19 protein-coding genes are annotated in these 19,187 nt (G+C 68.9%); 10 read left to right on the top strand and 9 right to left on the bottom strand.

Features of this window, described 5'->3' with window-relative positions:
- The first annotated feature begins 164 nt into the window (after positions 1–164).
- Positions 165–1,091, top strand: a complete 927-nt coding sequence (locus tag ACZ7OI_RS26205) for a phosphatidate cytidylyltransferase (RefSeq protein ID WP_470267153.1) — start codon at positions 165–167, stop codon at positions 1,089–1,091.
- Between the two features lie 3 nt (positions 1,092–1,094).
- Here the strand turns inward: ACZ7OI_RS26205 and ACZ7OI_RS26200 are convergent, their stop codons facing one another.
- Entirely contained in the window at positions 1,095–1,937 is an 843-nt protein-coding gene (locus ACZ7OI_RS26200; RefSeq protein ID WP_470266828.1) for a VOC family protein, read from the bottom strand.
- 102 nt (positions 1,938–2,039) lie between these two features.
- Between ACZ7OI_RS26200 and ACZ7OI_RS26195 the strand changes: the two genes are divergently transcribed.
- Entirely contained in the window at positions 2,040–2,864 is an 825-nt protein-coding gene (locus tag ACZ7OI_RS26195; protein WP_470266827.1) for a class I SAM-dependent methyltransferase, read from the top strand.
- Here ACZ7OI_RS26195 and ACZ7OI_RS26190 read toward each other — a convergent pair.
- Complete coding sequence (locus ACZ7OI_RS26190; RefSeq protein WP_470266826.1) at positions 2,798–3,469, bottom strand: PadR family transcriptional regulator; 672 nt, start codon at positions 3,467–3,469, stop codon at positions 2,798–2,800. The two genes, ACZ7OI_RS26195 and ACZ7OI_RS26190, sit on opposite strands and share 67 nt — an antisense overlap.
- A gap of 183 nt (positions 3,470–3,652) precedes the next feature.
- Here ACZ7OI_RS26190 and ACZ7OI_RS26185 point away from each other — a divergent pair, with 183 nt between their 5' ends.
- Positions 3,653–5,305: a glutamate--tRNA ligase gene (locus ACZ7OI_RS26185; RefSeq protein WP_470266825.1), complete on the top strand. Its 1,653-nt coding sequence runs from the start codon at positions 3,653–3,655 to the stop codon at positions 5,303–5,305.
- A gap of 41 nt (positions 5,306–5,346) precedes the next feature.
- Here ACZ7OI_RS26185 and ACZ7OI_RS26180 read toward each other — a convergent pair whose 3' ends face one another.
- Both ACZ7OI_RS26180 and ACZ7OI_RS26175 read right to left on the bottom strand, forming a co-directional pair.
- Positions 5,347–5,991 carry a response regulator transcription factor gene (locus ACZ7OI_RS26180; protein ID WP_470266824.1) on the bottom strand — a complete coding sequence of 215 codons (645 nt, stop codon included), beginning with the start codon at positions 5,989–5,991 and terminating at the stop codon, positions 5,347–5,349.
- On the bottom strand, positions 5,976–7,220 hold the full coding sequence (locus ACZ7OI_RS26175; RefSeq protein ID WP_470266823.1) for a sensor histidine kinase: 1,245 nt from the start codon (positions 7,218–7,220) through the stop codon (positions 5,976–5,978). The genes ACZ7OI_RS26180 and ACZ7OI_RS26175 overlap by 16 nt, the downstream gene beginning before the upstream one ends.
- 182 nt (positions 7,221–7,402) lie before the next feature.
- On the opposite strand from ACZ7OI_RS26175, the gene ACZ7OI_RS26170 reads away from it, so the two are divergent.
- Positions 7,403–7,813, top strand: coding sequence for a hypothetical protein (locus ACZ7OI_RS26170; RefSeq protein WP_470266822.1), 411 nt, complete (start codon positions 7,403–7,405; stop codon positions 7,811–7,813).
- On the opposite strand, the gene ACZ7OI_RS26165 is transcribed toward ACZ7OI_RS26170, so the two are convergent.
- Positions 7,797–10,157: a penicillin acylase family protein gene (locus ACZ7OI_RS26165; RefSeq protein WP_470266821.1), complete on the bottom strand. Its 2,361-nt coding sequence runs from the start codon at positions 10,155–10,157 to the stop codon at positions 7,797–7,799. The genes ACZ7OI_RS26170 and ACZ7OI_RS26165 overlap by 17 nt on opposite strands.
- A gap of 176 nt (positions 10,158–10,333) precedes the next feature.
- Here ACZ7OI_RS26165 and ACZ7OI_RS26160 point away from each other — a divergent pair, with 176 nt between their 5' ends.
- Positions 10,334–10,864 carry a DUF3558 family protein gene (locus ACZ7OI_RS26160; RefSeq protein WP_470266819.1) on the top strand — a complete coding sequence of 177 codons (531 nt, stop codon included), beginning with the start codon at positions 10,334–10,336 and terminating at the stop codon, positions 10,862–10,864.
- A gap of 1 nt (position 10,865) precedes the next feature.
- Here the strand turns inward: ACZ7OI_RS26160 and ACZ7OI_RS26155 are convergent, their stop codons facing one another.
- A complete protein-coding gene (locus ACZ7OI_RS26155; RefSeq protein WP_470266818.1) occupies positions 10,866–12,122 on the bottom strand; it encodes an aspartate aminotransferase family protein in 1,257 nt (418 codons plus the stop codon).
- Positions 12,123–12,209: 87 nt separating this feature from the next.
- On the opposite strand from ACZ7OI_RS26155, the gene ACZ7OI_RS26150 reads away from it, so the two are divergent.
- On the top strand, positions 12,210–13,220 hold the full coding sequence (locus ACZ7OI_RS26150; RefSeq protein WP_470266817.1) for a LysR family transcriptional regulator: 1,011 nt from the start codon (positions 12,210–12,212) through the stop codon (positions 13,218–13,220).
- A 41-nt stretch (positions 13,221–13,261) separates the two neighbouring features.
- Here ACZ7OI_RS26150 and ACZ7OI_RS26145 read toward each other — a convergent pair whose 3' ends face one another.
- The gene (locus ACZ7OI_RS26145; protein ID WP_470266816.1) at positions 13,262–14,215 is read right to left on the bottom strand and encodes an NAD(P)H-dependent flavin oxidoreductase; all 954 of its coding nucleotides are present in this window, start codon (positions 14,213–14,215) and stop codon (positions 13,262–13,264) included.
- A 47-nt stretch (positions 14,216–14,262) separates the two neighbouring features.
- Here ACZ7OI_RS26145 and ACZ7OI_RS26140 point away from each other — a divergent pair, with 47 nt between their 5' ends.
- On the top strand, positions 14,263–14,598 hold the full coding sequence (locus tag ACZ7OI_RS26140) for a winged helix-turn-helix transcriptional regulator (protein ID WP_470266815.1): 336 nt from the start codon (positions 14,263–14,265) through the stop codon (positions 14,596–14,598).
- Positions 14,599–14,638: 40 nt separating this feature from the next.
- Here the strand turns inward: ACZ7OI_RS26140 and ACZ7OI_RS26135 are convergent, their stop codons facing one another.
- On the bottom strand, positions 14,639–15,406 hold the full coding sequence (locus ACZ7OI_RS26135) for an LPXTG cell wall anchor domain-containing protein (protein WP_470266814.1): 768 nt from the start codon (positions 15,404–15,406) through the stop codon (positions 14,639–14,641).
- 3 nt (positions 15,407–15,409) lie between these two features.
- The gene (locus ACZ7OI_RS26130; protein ID WP_470266813.1) at positions 15,410–15,979 is read right to left on the bottom strand and encodes a papain-like cysteine protease family protein; all 570 of its coding nucleotides are present in this window, start codon (positions 15,977–15,979) and stop codon (positions 15,410–15,412) included.
- A 406-nt stretch (positions 15,980–16,385) separates the two neighbouring features.
- Here ACZ7OI_RS26130 and rlmN point away from each other — a divergent pair, with 406 nt between their 5' ends.
- The 3 genes from rlmN (at position 16,386) to ACZ7OI_RS26115 (ending at position 19,132) form a co-directional block, all read left to right on the top strand.
- Positions 16,386–17,492, top strand: coding sequence for a dual-specificity RNA methyltransferase RlmN (gene rlmN / locus ACZ7OI_RS26125; protein WP_470266812.1), 1,107 nt, complete (start codon positions 16,386–16,388; stop codon positions 17,490–17,492).
- A 30-nt stretch (positions 17,493–17,522) separates the two neighbouring features.
- Positions 17,523–17,798 (top strand): hypothetical protein, encoded by a 276-nt coding sequence (locus tag ACZ7OI_RS26120; RefSeq protein ID WP_312872255.1) that lies wholly within the window; start codon positions 17,523–17,525, stop codon positions 17,796–17,798.
- 440 nt (positions 17,799–18,238) lie between these two features.
- Positions 18,239–19,132, top strand: coding sequence for a hypothetical protein (locus ACZ7OI_RS26115; RefSeq protein WP_470266811.1), 894 nt, complete (start codon positions 18,239–18,241; stop codon positions 19,130–19,132).
- The last annotated feature ends 55 nt before the right edge of the window (positions 19,133–19,187 follow it).

Here is a 19,187-nt window from a genome sequence, read left to right as displayed (position 1 = left end):
CTCCGGAAAACCCTGCCGTGGCACGGAAAACGGACTCCGCGTCGGCTTCGCGCGCGGAATCCGGTGCTGCGTCGGGGAAATCGGCGGAAGTCGGGGACGAGTCGGGGAAGGGCGCGAAAGGCATTCCCGCGAGCGAGCCAGCGAACGGCGCGAAGGCCGAGTCGGTGAACCGCGAGCCGGTCGCTGCCGAGGGCCAGTCGGCGAACGGCGGGAAAGCCGAGTCGGTCGCTTCTGGGAGCCAGCCGGGCAACGACGGGAAAGCCGAGCCGGAGAAGAAGGCGTCCCGGGCCGGGCGCAACCTCCCCGCGGCGATCGGCGTCGGGCTGCTGCTCGGGGCCGCGATCATCGTTTCGCTCGTCACCGTCCGGTTCCTCTTCATCGGGATCATCGCCGCCGCGATCGCGGTCGGCACGTTCGAGTTCTCCGGCGTGCTGCGCCGGGTCGCGGACACCAAGGTCGCGCTGATCCCGGTGCTCGTCGGCGGGCAGGCGATGATCTGGCTGGCCTGGCCGTTCGGCCGGGAAGGCGCGCTCACCGCGTTCGTGCTCACCGTTCTCGCCTGTCTGCTGTGGCGATTGCCCGGCGGTGCCAAGGGCTATGTGCGCGACGTCAGCGCTTCCGTTTTCGCCGCCGCGTACCTGCCGTTGTTCGGCGCGTTCGCGGCCATGCTCGTGCCGCCGCACGACGGTGTCGGCCGCGTGCTCACGTTCCTGATCGCCGTGGTCGCCTCCGACACCGGCGGCTACATCGCCGGCGTGCTCGGCGGCAAACACCCGATGGCGCCCACGATCAGCCCCAAGAAGTCCTGGGAGGGCTTCGCCGGTTCGATGATCGCGGGCATCGCCGCGGGCGTGCTCACGATCAGCCTGATGCTGGACGGCCACGCCTGGCAGGGCGTCATCTTCGGCGCGGCCATCGTGCTCACCGCGACGCTCGGCGACCTCGTCGAATCGCTCATCAAACGCGACCTCGGCATCAAGGACATGGGCACGTTGCTGCCCGGCCACGGCGGCATCATGGACCGTCTCGACTCGCTGCTGCCCTCGGCCGTCGTGTCGTGGCTGCTGCTGTCGGCGTTCGTTCCCGCCTGATTCCTAGTCGTCGTACGGGTCGTCGACCTCGGCGCGGCCCACGTCTTCCAGCACCCGCGAGTGGTCGATCACCGCGAATACCGCACTGTCCGGATCGGCGAGGATCGCGGTGCGGCCGAACGGGGTGTCGTACGGCTCGATCACTACCGAACCGCCCAGCATCAGCGCTTCGCCCGCCGCCGCGTCCGCTCCGCGCGCGGGGTCGATCTCGAAGTACACGAGCCAGTGCGGGGGAGTGTCCCGGCGGTACTCGGGACCCATCACGTAGCGGTACAGCACCGCCGTGTGCTCAATGGAATATTCGGCATAGTCAACGCTTTCACCGTCGCCGACCTGACGGCTCGAGTAGTTGAACAGCTTGGTGTAGAAGTGGTCCGCGGCCACGCCGTCGTGCGTGTTGAGGTCCGCGCCGCTGAACGTGTTGGGCACGCCGCCCGCGAACTGCCAGTCCGGCGGGGCTTCCCAGAACACCACCGGCGCGCCGCACGCGTCGATCGCGTGCAGGATGCTGCCGCGGTCGGGAATCGCGATCGGCCCGAGCGTCACCTGGCCGCCGAGGTGCTCGACCCATTCGGCCGCGCTCGCCGTGTGCGGCACCGCGAGCTGCATCGTCCAGCCGGGCGCGCTGCGGGCGCCCGCTTGGTACAGACCACCGGCGGCCACCCCGTCGCACGAGGCGATGGAGTACCGGCCGGTCGGCGACGCGGGATCGCGCCGGGTTTCGTATTCCCAGCCGAAAAGGCGGGAGTAGAAGTCTTGGGTCCGGGCTTCGTCGTGGCACGCCACCTCGACCCAGCAGGGCAGTCCTGCCGGGATCGTGCGGGCGCCTGGCCAGCCGATCGACATTGCGCGTCTCCTCCCCGATGAGGGAGAAGTGTATTCGGACGCACGGGGTTCTACGCTCTGAGCGGGAAAGCCGCAGGCGTCCCGTGACCGGAGAGGAGTGCTGTGCGCTGGTTCTTCCGCGGTCCGGCGGCGTCCGGAGAAGTCGTTCCCAGCCCGAACATTTGGTACTACCAGGACGTCTACGACGTCGAAAACCGGGCGCAGGACGCGGATGGCGAGATCTGGCGCGTACTGCGCGAAGAGTGCGACTGGACCGGCCGCGACGTTCTCGATCTCGGCTGCGGTGACGGATACCACTTGCCGCTCTTCGCCGCCGACGCGCGTTCGGTGCTCGGAATCGAACCGCACCCGCCGCTCGCGCGGGACGCGGAGCGGCGGGTGCGGGATCTGGAGAACGTGCGGGTTCGCGTGGGGCGGGCGCAGCGCTTGCCGGTGGACGACGCCAGTGTGGACGTCGTGCACGCGCGCACTGCGTACTTTTTCGGCCCTGGATGCGAGCCCGGACTGCGCGAAGCGGAACGGGTGCTGCGGCCCGGAGGATCGATCGTGATCGTCGACCTCGACGTGACCAGTGAGCCGTACGGCGGGTGGATGCGAGCAGATCTGCCGCACTACGACCCGCCTGCGGTGGAACGCTTCTTCGCCGCGCACGGCTTCAACTGTCGGCGCGTACGCACGCGTTGGCGCTTCGCGGACTTCGCCGCGGCGGAATCAGTACTGAAGATCGAGTTCAGCGCGAAGGTCGCGCAGCGGGCGATCGCCGACACGCGGCGGCTGAACCCGGGGCCGGGCGAGGTGACGCTGCCGGTGGGCTATCGCGTGCATTGCCGCGTCAAGCCCACCGGCCTCGTCCTGCCCGGTCACTCGGCTTCCTCGCCGGACTCGGCGGAATCATCCGAATCCTCGACCTCGCCGAGGATCGAGTAGATCGACCGGCGTGCCTCGTTGAGTACGTCCACCGCGCGGGCCTGCTGGTTCTCGCTGCCCGCGCGCATCACCTGCACGACGGCCGCGGCGAGCGTCGCGCCCGCCTTGCGCAGGTCGTGCTCGACCGGTTCGACGTCGTCGGTGAAGTGCTCCCACGGCGGCGTGCCGGTCTGCTGCTCGGCGGTGGCGCGGCCCTCGTCGGTGAGTTCGAAGAGCTTCTTTCCGCTCTCGTCGCGGCTCACGACCAGGCCCTCGTCGGCCAGCATCTGCAGGGTCGGGTAGATCGAGCCGGGGCTGGGCTTCCAGAGCCCGCCGCTGCGCTCGCCGATCTCGCGGATGATCTCGTACCCGTGCCGCGGCTGTTCCGCGAGCAGGACGAGGATCGCCGCCCGCACGTCGCCGCGCCGGCCGCGCCGGGAGCCCCGGCGTCCGCCGCCCGGACCGTGGCCGCGTCGCCCGCGACCGCCGGGCCCGAAGGCGAACTCGCCGAATTCCCGGCCCCAGGGGCCGAACGAGGAGCGTCCGTGCTCTTCGTGTTCTCCGTGTTCGTGATGTCCGCCGGGGAAGGAGCGTCCGCCGGGGAAGGGGTGTCGTCGTCGGTTCATGGTGTCGGTTGTCCTTTCTCGAACTGTTGCGACACGTTCACGATATATCGGAACCGGTCGATTGGCAAACGTACCGACTGCCGAGCGGCATCCCGGGGACCTGAGCGACCGGCCGCGACGGCGGTCGGCGATACTCGAAGCACTAGCGAAAACACCCGAACGACCTGGGAGACCCGACCTCCGATGCTGGACCGTGCGGTCATCGACGCCCTGTTCCCCGCGGATCTGCCCGAGCCTGAGCACTGGGAACAGCGCTATCCGGCCCGGCAGCTGCCCGACGGCGCGAAGGTGACCCGGTTCGGCCCGTCGCCGACCGGCTTCGTGCACATCGGCGGCATCTACGTGGCGACGATCGACCAGGACGTCGCGCGCCGCTCCGAAGGCCGCTACCTGGTGCGCGTCGAGGACACCGACCAGTCGCGCGAGGTCGAGGGTGCGCTGGAGCAGTTCGAACGCGGCTTCGCGTACTTCGGGCTGCAGGCCGACGAGGACGCGGTGCGCGGCGGCGAGTACGGCCCGTACCGGCAGTCCGAGCGCGAGCAGATCTACCTCACCTACGTACGGCACCTTCTGCGCGAAGGCCGCGCGTACATCGACTTCGCGACGAAGGACGAACTGGCGTCCATCACCGCGAGGCAGCAGGCCACGAAGCTCCCGACGGGTTACTACGGCTCGTGGGCGATCTGGCGCGACGCCGACGCGGCCGACGTGCAGGCGAAGCTCGACGCGGGCGAGCCGTGGGTGGTCCGCTTCCGCGCGCCCGACGACACCGGGCAGCGCGTGCGCTTCACCGACGCGATCCGCGGCACCATCGAGGCCGAGGCCAACCGCAACGACGTGGTGATCCTCAAGAGCTCCGACCAGAGCCCGCGGCTGCCGACCTACCACTTCGCGCACGCGGTCGACGACCACCTGATGCGGGTGAACCTCGTGATCCGCGGCGACGAGTGGATCTCGTCGGTGCCGACGCACCAGCAGCTCTTCGAAGCACTCGGCTTCGAGCCGATCCAGTACGCGCACATCGCGCCGCTGATGAAGCAGGAGGGCGGCAGCAAGCGGAAGCTGTCCAAGCGCAAGGACCCGGAAGCCTCCGTCGACTTCTACCTCGAAGCCGGCTACCCGGTTCCGGCGGTGCTGTACTACCTGCGCGGGCTGGCGAACGGACGGCTCGCTGAGATGCCGCTCGCCGAAGCGCTCGACGCGCCGATCAACCTCGACGAGTGCGGCGTCGCGGGTCCGCTCGTGGACCTGGTGAAGCTGGACGACCTCGCCGCCGACTACGTCGCGACGCTTTCGGGCGAGGAGATCCTCGCGTCGGTGCTGGAGTGGGCGGAGCGGTTCGACCCGGAGCTGAAGGCGGTCCTGGAGTCCTCGCGGGAGCTGGCGCTGCGCGCGCTGGCGGTGGAGCGCGAAGGCGTCGAGAACCCGCGCAAGGACCTTAAGAAGTGGAGCGACTTCCGCGCCGTCTACGGGTTCTTCTTCCCGCAGCTGCACCAGGCGGCGACCGGTCCCGACGACGAGCGGATCGCGGCGCTCGGCGTTCCGGCGGACGTCGTGCGAGCGGTGGCGTCGGACTTCGTGTCGGCCTACCAGCAGCTCGACGACGGCCAGGAGTGGTTCCAGCAGATCCGCGACGTCGCGGCGAAGCACGGCTTTGCCAAGAACGCCAAGGAGCTCAAGAAGGATCCGGACGCTTACCCGGGTTCGATCCGCGAGGCGTCGCAGATCATCCGGATCGCGATCACCGGGTCGACCCGCAGCCCGGATCTGCACTCGATCACGCAGGCGCTGGGCGCGGAGGAAACGCTGCGGCGCTTCGGGAATCTGGTCGGCTGACCCCTCGTGAGTGCCTAAGCCGGTTAGAACCGCTTAGGCACTCACGAGTTGAGGTACGTCAGCACGGCCAGGACACGCCGGTTGCCGGTCTCGTCGTCGGTGATGCCGAGTTTGCCGAACAGCGACGTCGTGTACTTGCTGATCGCGCTTTCGCTCAGGAACAACCGCCCGGCGATCGCGGTGTTCGACAGGCCTTCCGCCATCAGCTCCAGCACCGAACGCTCGCGTTCGGTCAGCGTGCCGAGACGGTGATCCGGCGACCCGCTGGTGAGCAGCTTCGAGATCACCGCCGGGTCCATCGCCGTGCCGCCGGCCGCGACGCGTTCGAGTGCGTCGATGAACTGTTCGGCCTCGAAAACGCTGTCCTTCAACAGATATCCGACGCCGCTCGCCCCGTCGGCCAGGAGTTCGCGGGCGTAAAGCTGCTCGACGTGCTGCGACAGGATCAGCACCGGCAACCCGGGCGTCTCGCGCCGCGCGGCGAGCACCGCGCGCAGGCCTTCGTCGGTTTGCGTCGGCGGCATCCGGACGTCGACGACAGCCACGTCCGGCCGGTGTTCCCGCAGAACGGCGACGGTTTCCGGACCGGTTGTCGCGGTCGCCACCACCTCGTGGCCGTAGGCCTGCAGGAGCCGGACCAATCCGTCCCGCAGCAGGTAAAGGTCCTCGGCTACGACGATGCGCATGGCACCATCATCCACGCTCGGGTCGGCCCGCCTTCCGGGCTGGTGATCTCCAGCGTGCCGTCGAAGACCGCGAGGCGGCGGCGCAGTCCGCCGAGGCCGCCGTCGGCGTGGATTTCGGCACCGCCGCGGCCGTCGTCCTCGACCTCTGCGCACAGCCGATTCCCTTCCTGCAGCAGGGAAATCCGGACGTGGGACGCGTGCGCGTGCTTGACCGCGTTGGCGAGCAGTTCGGCGATGCCGAAGTACAGCGCGGATTCGATCGGCGGATCGAGCGGCTGCGGCAGATCGGTTTCGACGGTCACGTCCACCGGCATGTCCATCGCCATCGCGCGGACGGCGTCGGCGAGACCGCGTTCGTTCAGCACCGGCGGACTGATGCCGCGGACCAGCTCGCGCAATTCCGTGAGCGACGTGGCCGCGCCTGCCCGGGCGTCGCGCAGCAATTCCTTGGCCTGCTCGGGATTGGTCTCCATCAGCTTCTCCGCGGTCGCCAGCGCGAGGCCGAGCGCGACCAGCCGGGCTTGCGCGCCGTCGTGCAGATCCCGTTCGATGCGGCGGATTTCCGCGGCCTGCGCGATCGTCGTGTCCGCGCGCAAGGCGGTCAGCGTGTCGACCCGGTCGGCTAACGCCATCGTGGCGGACGCGCCCAGGAACCGCGTGGCTACCGGGATGACGCTTCGCCACGCGTACGGCGCGGTCGCGATCGTGACCAGCAGACCGGCCAGGTATCCGCTCGGGAGGCTCGTCAGGCCCAGGACAGCCACGACGACACCGAGCAGCGGCACGAGCGCGACCAGGCCGAACGAGAACGGCGCGAGGAGGGCGAACCGCAGGTCCCGCCAGGTCGCCGGGTCGTAGCGCCAGTTCTTGAGCCGCTGTTCGCGCCGGGCTTCCTCCTTGGTGCGGGCGTAGGAGTGGCCGTTCCACCAGTATCCGGTCGACAGCTGGGTGATCGGCGGCAGCTCGCGGTACCCGGGCGGGAGCACGATGCCGGTCCAGTTCGCGACCAGGGTCCGCGTCATCCGGCACACCGGCCGAGCCAGCAGCAGAGTCCCGATCCCCGCCCAGATGAACGGCGCGATCCACGACCACGCGCTGCCGCCCCACAACTGCCACAGGCCGACCGCGGCTGCCCACACCACCGGGATCAGCAGGGCCACGCCCGCCGCCTGGGCGGCGCGGACGAAACCCGCCCAGCAGCTGCGTATCCAGGACCGTAGTAGTCGCATCGTTTCTTCCCCCTGTCTCTCCGGCTTCGCGGTCCACTGTGCACCACGAAAGGCCGGATTCCCGCCGCCGCGGGACAGGAGTGGGTCCAGACCCACCCCCTTGTGCGGCCAGACCCATACCGGGCCGGGCCGCGGCTTTCTAGCGTTGCTGGCACAACGGAAAACCACAAGGGAGAGCAGAGATGCACACCATGGAACGCCCCGCAGCCAGCACCGCCGTCCAGCGTCCGTTCGGCCTCGTGAAGGGGTTCGTCGCGGCCTACGGAGCGATGGGCGTGGCCGTCCTCGGCACGATCGTCGCGCTGGCCGTCGCCGACGGGACGGCGACCAGCTTCATGTGGACGCGGTCCGCTCTGGTGCCGGTCAGCGCCGTGATCATGTACTGGCTCGTCTCGCTCGCGGCGAAGGGATCGAACAGGGCTTATCAGCGGGCACGGCTCATCTCGATCGTCGCGCCCGTCGCTCTCGTCGGCGTCGACCTGATTCCGGGCGCGTGCCCGTTCTGGTTCCTGCTGCTGCAGACGGCCTGCGCCGTGCTGCTGGCCTGCGCGGCGGTCCCGCTCGTCCGGCTGCGGGCTACGTTCCCGAAGTGAACCTCGGGACCAGCCGGATCCGGGTGTCGAGGTTCCTCTCGACCGCCGCGCGGCTCGACAGCAGGGGGAACGAGCCGCCGGACGCCCACAGGTCGTTCAGATCGCGGTAGTGCGGGCTGCGCGGATCGCCGGACTGGCCGGGCGCGTTGATCGCCCGCGACGCGTCCCAATCGCCGACGTCGAGCGCCATTTTGAAGGTCGCGCCGATGATCTGCTGGTAGGTGAGCGGGTGGAAGAACGACGGGTGGACGGTCTGGTAGTCGCCGCCGACCGGGGTCGGGCCGACGTTGGGGCCGCCTGCCGGGTGCACGAATTCCTGGTACTGCAGCGAACCCCAGCGCCATTTCGCCGGGTCGCCGCCGAGCTTTCCGGCGACGTCGCGGAAAGCGAGCGGGAGAGTGTCGAGGATCAGCTTGTCGCGTTTGGCCGCGCCGCCAGGGCCGAACCACGCGTCGGGGTCGGCGAAGGACGCGAGCACGAGGCTGAAGTCCGGATTGATGGTGCGGGACAGGACATCCGCGGCGGCTTGCGGGAGCATCGTGTGTGCCCAGCCGCCGTGGAGGTACTTCAGCAGCCAGGTTTCGTACAGCGCGGCCGGGGCGGAATCCACCGAGGCGACGCCGTCGAAACCGCGCAGCAGGTCGAGGGCCTTCGCGGTGTCCGGGTCGGTGGACGACAGGTTCCGCAGGAATGGGGTGAGACGCGTGGCGAGCAAGGACTTTTCGTCCCGCTGGATGGCGAGCGAATCGGCGACGCGGGCGCGCGGCGCGGACTTGATCAGCTCGTCGATCCGCTCCTTGCGATACGGCAGCTGCCATTCGTAGTTGGACACCACAGGGAAGCCAGGCGGAAGGTTGTAATCGTTGGCGGAGGCGAAGAATCCGGTCGGCGGGTTGTGCTGCCACGGGAGTTCGGAGTTGGCGTAGAAGCCGTTCCACTCGTAGCGGCCGTCTCCGGGGACGGGGAGCAGACCGTCGTATCCGGCCCCGGTGCGGCGCGGGGTCAGCGCGCCGGGGACGTAGCCGATGTCGCCGTGGACGTCGGCGTAGACGAGGTTCGATCCGGGCGCGCCCCAGGTGCGCATTCCGGCGGTGAATTCGGTGAAGTTGCGGGCACGCTGGTAGTTCAGGCTGCCGAGGTAGGCGGCAGTGCCCGGTTCGGTCCAGGCCGTGCGGACGGCGAACGCCCGGTTGGCGGCCTCGTCGACCTTCACGATCGGGCCGTGCCGGGTGAACGACAGCTCTCGGGTGACCGGCTGGCCGCCGAGTACCGGGATGGTTTCGGTGATCTTGGTGATCGGCTCCCAGCCGTCGCGATAGCGGTACCGGCTGTGGTCGGCGGGGTCGAGTTCGTAGACGTAGAGGTCGGTCTGGTCGACCGGCAGGTTCGTCAGCCCGAACGCGACGGAATCGTTGTGCCCGATGGCGATGCCCGGGTTCCACGGCTCGCCGGCCCCGGTCAGGTTGAGGCCGGGCGCGGAAAGCTGGGCGACGTAACGGCCGGACGGCAGCGCGTCGGCGCCGCGGTGCGGGTCGTTGGCGAGGATCGGCCGTCCGGTGGCGGTCCGGTTCGGGCCGATCGCCCACGAGTTGCTGCCGCTGGTGGCGTCGGCGATGTCCTTCGCCCCGGCGACGCCCTTCGGGAACGTGACGGCCGCGGTTGCCTTGTTGTACACGGAAAGCACGTCGCCGGGGACTGAACAGGGATCGAGACCTTCGGGCGCCGCGGCTTCGTGATCGGGGTGCAGGCTGCGGAGGTACTTGCTCGCGTTCGGCCCGGCCTGGCACACCATCTGCGCGCGGGCGACCTCCCACATGAGGTTCTCGCCGATCGCGTGCGTGCGGATCCGGACGACGTCCTCGGGCCGCCAGTGCGACGGCTGGTAGCCGAGCTTGCCGAATTCCGGCGGGGCTGCTTCGGGATGCTTGGCGAGCCAGTCGACGTAGGAGTTGATCCCCTCGGCGAACCGGGTGGCGGCGAGCTTGGCTTCGGGACCGTAGGCGGCCCATTCTTTGCGCAGATCGCCGCGGTAGAGGAACAGCCGGGCGGCGCGGTCTTGGTCCACATAGGACTCGCCGAGGACCTCGCTGAGCAATCCGAGGCCCCGGCGGCGCCAAGTGTCGAGCTGGAAGAGCCGGTCGCGGGCGACGGTGAATCCCTGTGCGTAGAACAGATCCGAGGTGTTGGCCGCGTAGATGTGCGGGACGCCCCATTTGTCGACGAGCAGGTCGACCGGGCGGGAAAGGCCGTCCAGGGCGACTGTATCGGCAGCGCTGGCGGGTGCGGCTGGTGTGGTGCCGAGCAGCGTCAGAACGAGTATCAGGACGGTAGCTTTGGACCGCATTTCCCCACCCCCGGAAGCAGCGTTGACCCCGCGCACGCTAATCGCGGCGGGCGCGGGGACCCACCCCTGAACCGGGACGAGTAGGGGGAACCGGACGGCGGGAGCGGACGTCCAAGGTGCCGCGCGGGAGCCATTCGGTTACTGTCCCGAGCCAGACCGGACCCCTGGGGGATGCGATGCGACGTGTGGTGGCGACGGCCGCTGTGACCTTGGCCTGCGTGCTGGGGCTCGCGGCCTGCGGAGGAAGCACCGGCGGAAGCGGCGGCGACAAGGCTGCCGGCAGCAGTGCCGCGCCGGACGAAAAGAGCGGCGGGAAGACCGGCACCCCGCTCGCGAACACCGACCCGTGCAGCCTGCTCAAGCCGTCTGACGTGCCCGAACTCAAGCAGGAAAGCGGCACCACGCCCAAAGCCGAAGGCCGCCGGTGCGAGGGCACCGGCTACTCCGTGACGATCTCGGAGGTCGACGCGGACGGCTACGCCGTCCAGTTCGAGGGCTCGATGGTCAAGCCGATCTCCGACATCGCCGGGTACAAGGCGGGCACGACGGAGGGTTCCATCTCCGGGCCCGAAGACTGCGCCGTCATCCTCGCGGTGACGACCAACGAGCTGGTGTTCGTCGCCGTCGGCGACAAGCAGGGCCTGGCGAAGAACTGCGACCTGGCCAAGAAGGCGGCGACCGCGATCGCAGGCCGCATTCCGAGCTGAGCTACGAGACGTCCCCGATCGCCTCGTCCAGCATGGACAGTCCGAGGTCGATCTCGCTGTCCGCGGCGGTGAGCGGCGGGGCGATCCGGAACACCCCGCCCATCCCGGGCAGCTGCACGATGTTCATGTGCAGCCCGAGTTCGAGGCACCGCTGCGTCACGCGGGCGCCGAGCTTGTCCGCGTCCGGTCCGCCGCCGCTCAGCTCCAGTCCGGCGAGCAGTCCCCGGCCGCGGATCTCGCCGACCGCCTCGTGCCGGGCCGCGATTTCCTCCAGGCCGGCGCGCAGCCGGGCGCCGAGGTCGCGGGCGCGTTCGTCGAGGCGGTCGCGGATCAGGACGTCCAGCACGGTGTTTCCGACCGCTGCCGGGAGCGGGTCCGAGACGTGCGTGGTGAAGAACAAATAACCGCGGTCATGGGCTTCCTGCTCGATTTCCGAGCTCGTCAGCACCGCGGCCAGCGGCAGGCCGGCACCAAGCGTCTTGGACACCGTGAGGATGTCCGGGACGATGCCGTCGTGCTCGAACGCGTACCAGGTTCCGGTGCGGCACAACCCGGTCTGTGCTTCGTCGAGGATCAGCAGCATGCCGCGTTCCCGGCATTTCCGGTGCAGCGCCTGGAAATACCCCGGCGGCGGCACGAGGATTCCGCCGGCGCTGAGGATCGGCTCCACCAAGCACGCGGCGAGGCTGCCGACCGACTGCGCGTCGATCAGGTCGAACGCCAGGTCCAGCTGCCGCTCCCAGTCCGCGCCGGGCACCGGGATGGCGAAGTTGCCCGGCGTGCCTGGACCGTAGCCCTTGCGTCCGGCGCTGTAGGTGGCGCTCGCCGCGGCCTGCGTCATCCCGTGCCAGGACCGGGCGAACGAGACGATCTCGTGCTTGCCGGTCACCAGCTTCGCCATCCGCAGCGCGGCCTCGTTGGACTCGGCCCCGGTGGTGAGCAGCAGCGCCTTCTCCAGCGGGTCCGGCAGGGTCTCGGCGAGCCGTCGGGCGAGGTCGACCACCGGGCGGCTCAGCATGCCGCTGAACAGATGGTCGAGCTTCGCGGTCTGCTTGCGGACGGTCTCGACGATTTCCGGATGCGCGTGCCCGAGGATCGCGCTCATCTGGCCGGACGTGAAGTCGAGGATCCGCCGTCCGTCCTCGGCGAAGACGAAGCTGCCCTCGGCGCGGTCGATGATCTCGCCGGTGAACGAGCCGGGGCCGGCGTAGCGGACGAGGTGCCGGTCGACGTCGGACCAGAAGGTTTCGGTGGCCATGGCCTCGACGGTAGAGCCGGGCCGAGCGCCGCGTCCATCTCACAGTTTCCGCTTGCCTGTGCGATGGAATCGAACAACGATGAGGCCATGTTGAACCCGTGGCGGCTGCGGCTGTTGAGCCGGCTCGCGGTGCTGGGCACGGTTCGCGCGGTGGCACAGGACGTGAATCTCAGCGCCTCGACGGTGTCGCATCAGCTCGCGCTGCTCGAAACCGAAACCCGCACCCGGCTGCTGGAACGCACCGGCCGTCGCGTCCGGCTGACGCCCGCCGGGGAGAAACTGGCCCGGCAGGCGCGCGCGATCCTCGACCATCTCGACGCGGTCGAGTCCGAATTGCGCGGCGACGAACCGGCCGGGCTGGTGCGGATCGGCGCGTTCCAGAGCGCGATCCACACCTTCGCCGTGCCCGCCGCGACCCGGCTCGCGCAGACCTACCCTCGGCTGGAAACCGAACTGGCGGAACGGGAACCGCACGAAAGCGTGCCCGCTCTCCGGGCGGGCGACAGCGACGTCATCATCACCACCACCGATATCGCCGACCTGCCGCTCGGCTCCGACCTCGAGATCATCCGGCTGGCGACCGACCCGATCGTGCTGGTCACCGCGCTCGACCGGCCGGAACCGCCCGGCCCCGCCGTGCTCGCGGACTACGCCAGCGAACCGTGGGCGCTCGACATTCCCCCGTCCTACATGGCGAATCTGACGCTGCGGCTCTGTCGCGAATCGGGGTTCGAGCCGCGCGTGGTGTGCCGGTTCAGCAATTACCTGATGACGCTGCAGCACGTCGAGGCCGGCCTGTCGATCGCGTTGCTGCCCGGGCTGGCGGTGGATCCGCGGTACCGGGTCGCGACGAAACCGTTGGCGACGCCGGTGACGCGCACGATCGTCGCGGTCACCCGGCGAGGGTCGCCGCGGCGGGCGGCGGTGAACGCGGTGCTGGACGCGTTGCGGCAGCCGGTTGAGCTTCCGGCGGCGGTGGAACAGGTTAGGGCCGCTCCTTTGGGCGGGACTGCCAGCACCGTCTCCGGGTTCGGACCGGCCTTGCCCACTGCCTCGATACCGCGGACCGCGGCCAGCCGGGCGCGCGGGTCTTCGTGACCGGCCGCGACGTCGACCGCCGAACTCTCCGGGCCTGAACCCTAGCCGAGCAGGCTCGCCATGATTTCCGCTGCCGGGGCTGCGTTTCGGACCAATCCCGCGGCTTGACCGGCGTAGTGCGCCAGCGCTTCGAGATCTCCGGTCATGCCTGGCACGGGAACCATGTCGTCGTAGCGATGCCAAGGGTTTCCGGCCGCATCCGTCGCGACGACATCGCCCTCGCCGGGGCGTTCCGTGCGCGGTTCGCCCGCCGCTTCCCATTGTGTGAGCGTCGAATTGCGCAAGGCGCGGTGCGGCGCGTCGGGCCAGCCGCCGTCGAAGCAACGGGTGTGGACGGCGTCCTCGAGTTCCGCGGCGAGCACGGCTTCGCGGTAGGAATCGTGGGTCGCCGCTTCGGTCGCGGTCAGGAAGCGGGTGCCCAGCCAACCGCCTTGCGCGCCGAGGGCCAGCACCGCGGCGAGCCCGCGGCGGTCGGCGATTCCGCCTGCCGCGAGTACGGGAATCGGCGCGACCGCATCGACGACGGCGGGCACCAGCACGAGTGTCGAGGCTTGGCCGCGCACGTGTCCGCCTGCTTCCCAGCCCTGCGCGACCACGACGTCAACGCCTGCCTCGGCCGCTTGCCGGGCTTCGGCGACGGAACCCGCGGTGTGGATCAGCCGCGCGTCCTTGACCCGCGCGGCGATCTTGGCGGGGTCGCCCCAGAACGTCGAGATGATCGGGACGTCCTCGGCGAGGCAGGCGTCGAGGACGTCGTCGATCGGGAAGTCGAGCACGAGGTTGACCGCGAACGGCCGGTCCGTGCGGCGGCGCACCTCGCGGATCCGGCGGACCGCCTCGTCGGGGCCGGTCCAGGTGAGCGCGAGCGTCCCCAGCCCGCCCGCGTTCGAGACTGCCGCGGCGAGCGCGGGGGTCGCCGCGGAGCCGATCGGGGCCTGCGCGATCGGCGCCTCGATGCCGAGCGTGTCGCAGACCTGCTTCGGAAATCGAATCATGGCGGCCGATGCTAGTGTTTCGGAAATCGAAGCACAAGGAGATTCGGATGGCGACGCCGAAGCCGGGGCAGCCGGTCCGGGGCTCCACGACCGGCCGTCCGCTGATGGCCGCGCTCGACCTCTTCGGGCGGCGGTGGTGCCTGCGGATCGTGTGGGAGCTGCAGGTCGACACGCTGGGCTTTCGCGCGCTGCAGCAACGCTGCGACGGGATGTCCTCGAGCGTTCTGCGGCAACGCCTGGTCGAACTCGCCGTGGCCGGTTTGGTGCGGCAGACCGGCGAATCGCACTACGCGCTGACGACGCTGGGCCGCGAGGCGTTCGACGCGCTGCGGCCGCTCGTGTCGTGGGCGGATCGGTGGGCCGCGGCTCTCGACGACGAGTGATCGCGGCAGGGACGCGGTCGACGCGCCCCTGCCGCGATGATCACTTGCTGTGCTGGGAACGGCGGCGCAGGAAGAACGCGCCGCCCGCGGCTGCCACGGCCGCCCCGCCGATGGCGAGTGCGGTGGCCGGGTTGCCGTCCGAGCCGGTGTTCGGCGCGGGAACGGCGTAGCCGCCGCCCGCGCCGGTCTTGTCGTAGGTCGAGCCGGGCAGCTTGTCGCCGTAGCGCTTCTGCAGTTCGGCCCGGTAGGCCGCCAGCGTGACCCGGGTGCCCGCCGGGACGCCGGAGACTGCGCCGTCGAGGACGGTCACGGTGTTGCCGGACACCGAGTACCAGGCGTTGACCTGCGGTTCGTGCAGCAGATAGCCGCCGTGGGCGGCAGCCGCGTGGGCCTGCTCGTCGTTGCCGGAGGCGACGTTGATGACCTGCCAGCCGGCTTTGCTCGGCTGCGCCCAGACGGTGGCTTCCCGGCCGTCGGCGAGGCGGGCCGGCGACGCGACGTACGCGAGTGCGGCGGGGACGTCGGACTCGCCGTTGATGAAGGCCGCAGTCGGTTCGTAGACCGGGATCTGGGTCTGGGCATCGGCGGCGGCCCGGGTGGCGTGCGCTGCTGCCGGCGCCGCGCCCGGGAACTTGGTGTGCGCGAGGCGGGCGGCGGTGCCGGGGCTGGCGAGCAGCCCGGAAATCGCGGCGGTGTCCGAAGGGGACGGGCCGGTCGGCGACTCCGCGGCGGACGCGGGGCTCGCGGCGAAGACGGCCGCGGCGATCGCTCCGGAAAGGACGGTGGTGCGGAGGACGGTTCGCAGCATTGGTCAGCCCACCATTCCGTAGACGGTGTGGGTCCAGTCGAATTGGTTGTTGGAGACGTAGGAGCTGTAGTTCATCGAGTTGTAGCGGTTGTTCGACGGCCACGGATCGCCGTATTCGACGATGTTGCTGCCGCTCGAGTCGTCGTAGCCGTAGAGGACGTGCATGTGGCCGCCGCCGGAGGTCCAGCCGATCCGGGTGCCGATCGGCTGCCCGGCGTTGATCTGGTTCTTGATGCCGGAGAAGGTGAGCCGGTAGCCGTTGGAATTGTAGGAGCCGACGCTGCGGAACCCGAGGTAGCGGAAAACTCTCTGCTGGTCGCTGAGGTAGCCCTGGTTGTTGGCGCAGTCGCTGCCGGACTCGTTGTGCGCGATCTGGCAGAACCGGGTCTGCGTCAGGGAATAGCCCCAGAACGAGGCGATCGTGTTGCCGCTGGCGTCCCAGCACCACTGGTTTTTCTGCTGGGCCTGCATCGAGATGTTCGTTTCGCCTGCGTCCGCCGCGGCGGGAACGGCGAGAGCGGCCGAGGCGACGGTCGCGGCCACGGCGATTCCGCGCAGAATCGAAGAGGGCACTTTCACGGGATCCTCCAAAGGGGAAGACCGGCCGGGCCGGGGAATTTCCGGGCCGGTGGGGAAGGGCGAGACGCACAGAACGGTACGCGCGCCGGGAACGCGGCCACTACCGACTAACGGCGGTATTCCGTCGCCGATTCGCGGCGGCGGATATTTCTACGCCGGTCGATTTGTTTGCGCCTCTCCAAAGCGGGCCTGGCGTCGATTGTAAGGGAATTCATCCCGGAAAGCATTCGGCAATCCGACCTTCGTAGGGTGTTTTTCCGTTGATCCGGCGCCGTCGTTCGTCGGACGCCATTCCGCCGGACCGGCCGTACCGCGCCGGCGCCCGCCGCTGACCCGCTTCGCCCGCCGCGCCCGAGGGGGAGCGGCGCGGGTTTCGCGCGTATGAGACACTTGATCGGTCATGACTGCCCTCCCTCTTGTTTTCGACGCGCCCAAGCGCGGCCTGCCGCCGCGCCATCTCGCCGACCTCACGGTGGCCGAGCGAGCCGAGGCCGTGGTCGAACTGGGGGAGAAGGCGTTCCGCGCCAAGCAGCTGTCGAACCACTACTTCTCGCGGCTGACCGTCGACCCGGCGGAGATGACCGACATCCCGGCCGCCTCGCGCGACAAGCTCGTGGCCGACCTGATGCCGCCGCTGCTCACCGAGGTCCGCGCGCTGGCCGCGGACGGCGGCGCGACCCGCAAGACCCTGTGGCGCGCGCACGACGGAACGCTGCTGGAGAGCGTGCTCATGCGCTACCCGGACCGCGCGACGCTGTGCATCTCGAGCCAGGCCGGCTGCGGCATGGCGTGCCCGTTCTGCGCGACTGGCCAAGGCGGCCTCGACCGGAATCTTTCGACGGCGGAGATCGTGGACCAGGTCCGCGACGCCGCCGCAGTCATGCGCGACGGCTCCATGCCGGGCGGGCCGGGTCGGCTGTCGAACATCGTCTTCATGGGCATGGGCGAGCCGCTGGCGAATTACAAGCGTGTGGTGGCTGCGGTGCGTCGGATCACCGAACCTGCGCCTTCCGGCCTGGGGATTGGTCAGCGTTCGGTGACGGTGTCGACGGTGGGTCTGGCTCCGGCTATTCGGAAGCTGGCGGACGAGCGGATGCAGGTTCGTTTGGCGGTTTCCTTGCACACTCCGGACGATGAGCTGCGGGACACCCTGGTGCCGGTGAACAATCGCTGGTCGATCGACGAAGTGCTTTCGGCTGCGCGGTATTACGCGGACACTTCTGGTCGGCGGGTGTCGATCGAGTACGCGTTGATCCGCGATATCAATGACCAGCCGTGGCGGGCCGAGTTGCTCGCGAAGCGGTTGCGGAAGCATCTGGGCCAACTGGTGCATGTGAACGTGATCCCGTTGAATCCGACGCCGGGTTCGAAGTGGGATGCGTCGCCGAAGCCGGTGGAGCGTGAGTTTGTGCGGCTGGTGAACGCGGGTGGGGTGGCGTGCACGGTGCGGGACACGCGTGGTCAGGATATTGCTGCTGCGTGTGGCCAGTTGGCTGCTGAAGGCTGAGTTGTTGGTTTCGATGATGGAGTGTCTGTCGTGATGTATGCCCCCAGCCTGCTGGAACCGGCTGCGGAGGAGCTGCGGCTCGCGGACGTGTGCGGCCGTGGTGCCACGGAGGTGGCGCGTGAGGCGCGGACTCTGTTGGGTGAGCGGTTCAGTTCGGTGACGTTCATGTACGTGCTGATGCGGGCGTTCGAGGTCGACTACACGGCCGCGCGGGATGCATCACGTTGGCACGAGTTCCACGGCGGGCCGCGCGCATTGTCTGACGCTGACCTGGAGAAGTTGTTGGCACCCTGGCTTGCTCGCTGACGCTCGTGGCCCCACGCCTGCGGGCGAGTAGGTGGAGTGCGGTGGCTAGCGGCCGCCGCCCAGTTCGCCCATCGGCACCGGTCGGGCCGCTGGGCATAGGTTGTTCGAGCGAACGGCACGTCCGTCGTTCTGTCCTTCGGCGAGTTGCGCTGTTCGCGGACTGTCGCAACTCAAACCCGATGGATGCGACTGCGCAGGTCAGGGCAAGTAGCCAGGCCCAGTTCACGTGCATAGTCAGCGCGAGGAAGAGCTGGATGAACGCGACAACGCCGTATCTCATTGCGAGTGCACGCCAGGCGCGGCGCGCCATCAGGTGACCCTTGAAGCAGACATGAGCACTACGTCGCCGCGATCGGCGCTGCGGTTACATGCGCCGCGGGGCGAGGCGGCTTCGGCGAGTCGTGTGTGCACCACCGCCGGCATGCGCTCATTCTGATGCGGTGGTCGCTGCGAGCTTCGAGGAAAAGAGCTACGAGATTGCGTTCAACGTCGAGCTTGCCGCAGGGGTGGGTGACCGGCTGGTCTTCGCGCCCGGGCAGGTGCTGGAGAAGTTGACGGGATTCGATGCTGCTGCAGATCCGGATCCGGAGCACCTGATTTGGACGGTTCTCGGAGTGCCTCGACCTCGCGGCTTGTCCCTCCTGCCATCACACTGGGCAACCTCGCACGCCGGAATGCCAAAACCTAAAGATCTACCGAGTATCCCCAAAAGCTTGATTCTGCAATTCAAGCGACCGGAGTACCTTTATGGATCCCGAGCTGCGCAGAGGCGGCTATGGCACGGTCCATACTACCGATTCGTGCGCAGTAGAGAGCAGCACGAAGTGCTCAAGAGGTTAGAGAAAAATCTCGTGGGTGCCGCCATTGTTCGGTACGCCGCGCCAGCCTTCCGCACACTTAATGAGCTGGAGATCGCTCAGCTGCAACGAGCTGTAATCTCGCGTTCTGGATACGTTGCGCCTAGCCTATTCGGCCGCCATCGGGTTTGGACCTACAACAAGGCAGGAACGCACGGACGTGGCAACCCGGCTGGACGAACTCGTCCCGTTGAGACGTTCGACCAGATATTCGCATCGTTGCTCGGCGTATCAGGTCCTAGAGGAGAAGTGGTCAGATATGACGGATTGGTCGAGCATCTAGCTGTCCTCGCTGAGGCATGTCGGGCAAGAGCTCCGCAGTTGCGCCGCGTTGTCGACGAATGGGAGAGAAGCTTGAGAAGAGTTCCGGTGCCTCGAAGCCTGATACCGCCACTGGTTGACTACGCAACCATTCAGACATTGGTTACGTGGCAGGGCGCAGCATGGTGGATCGTCGATCGTCGTGATGTCACCTGACCGTATGCCGCTGGCACCGAAGCCGAGACATCGACGGGCGAGGTAGCGACGGATT

This window comes from Amycolatopsis sp. NPDC114503 (genome assembly GCF_055633655.1).
This window is presented reverse-complemented; position numbering and strand designations above follow the sequence as displayed.

Coding starts and splice junctions, on each gene's coding strand:
- ACZ7OI_RS26165 (WP_470266821.1), bottom strand. CDS start 10,157: ATGCGGTCCAAAGCTACCGTCCTGATACTCGTTCTGACGCTGCTCGGC.
- ACZ7OI_RS26175 (WP_470266823.1), bottom strand. CDS start 7,220: ATGCGACTACTACGGTCCTGGATACGCAGCTGCTGGGCGGGTTTCGTC.
- ACZ7OI_RS26170 (WP_470266822.1), top strand. CDS start 7,403: ATGCACACCATGGAACGCCCCGCAGCCAGCACCGCCGTCCAGCGTCCG.
- ACZ7OI_RS26180 (WP_470266824.1), bottom strand. CDS start 5,991: ATGCGCATCGTCGTAGCCGAGGACCTTTACCTGCTGCGGGACGGATTG.
- ACZ7OI_RS26135 (WP_470266814.1), bottom strand. CDS start 15,406: ATGCTGCGAACCGTCCTCCGCACCACCGTCCTTTCCGGAGCGATCGCC.
- ACZ7OI_RS26145 (WP_470266816.1), bottom strand. CDS start 14,215: ATGATTCGATTTCCGAAGCAGGTCTGCGACACGCTCGGCATCGAGGCG.
- ACZ7OI_RS26200 (WP_470266828.1), bottom strand. CDS start 1,937: ATGTCGATCGGCTGGCCAGGCGCCCGCACGATCCCGGCAGGACTGCCC.
- rlmN (WP_470266812.1), top strand. CDS start 16,386: ATGACTGCCCTCCCTCTTGTTTTCGACGCGCCCAAGCGCGGCCTGCCG.
- ACZ7OI_RS26155 (WP_470266818.1), bottom strand. CDS start 12,122: ATGGCCACCGAAACCTTCTGGTCCGACGTCGACCGGCACCTCGTCCGC.
- ACZ7OI_RS26160 (WP_470266819.1), top strand. CDS start 10,334: ATGCGACGTGTGGTGGCGACGGCCGCTGTGACCTTGGCCTGCGTGCTG.
- ACZ7OI_RS26190 (WP_470266826.1), bottom strand. CDS start 3,469: ATGAACCGACGACGACACCCCTTCCCCGGCGGACGCTCCTTCCCCGGC.
- ACZ7OI_RS26150 (WP_470266817.1), top strand. CDS start 12,210: ATGTTGAACCCGTGGCGGCTGCGGCTGTTGAGCCGGCTCGCGGTGCTG.
- ACZ7OI_RS26185 (WP_470266825.1), top strand. CDS start 3,653: ATGCTGGACCGTGCGGTCATCGACGCCCTGTTCCCCGCGGATCTGCCC.
- ACZ7OI_RS26140 (WP_470266815.1), top strand. CDS start 14,263: ATGGCGACGCCGAAGCCGGGGCAGCCGGTCCGGGGCTCCACGACCGGC.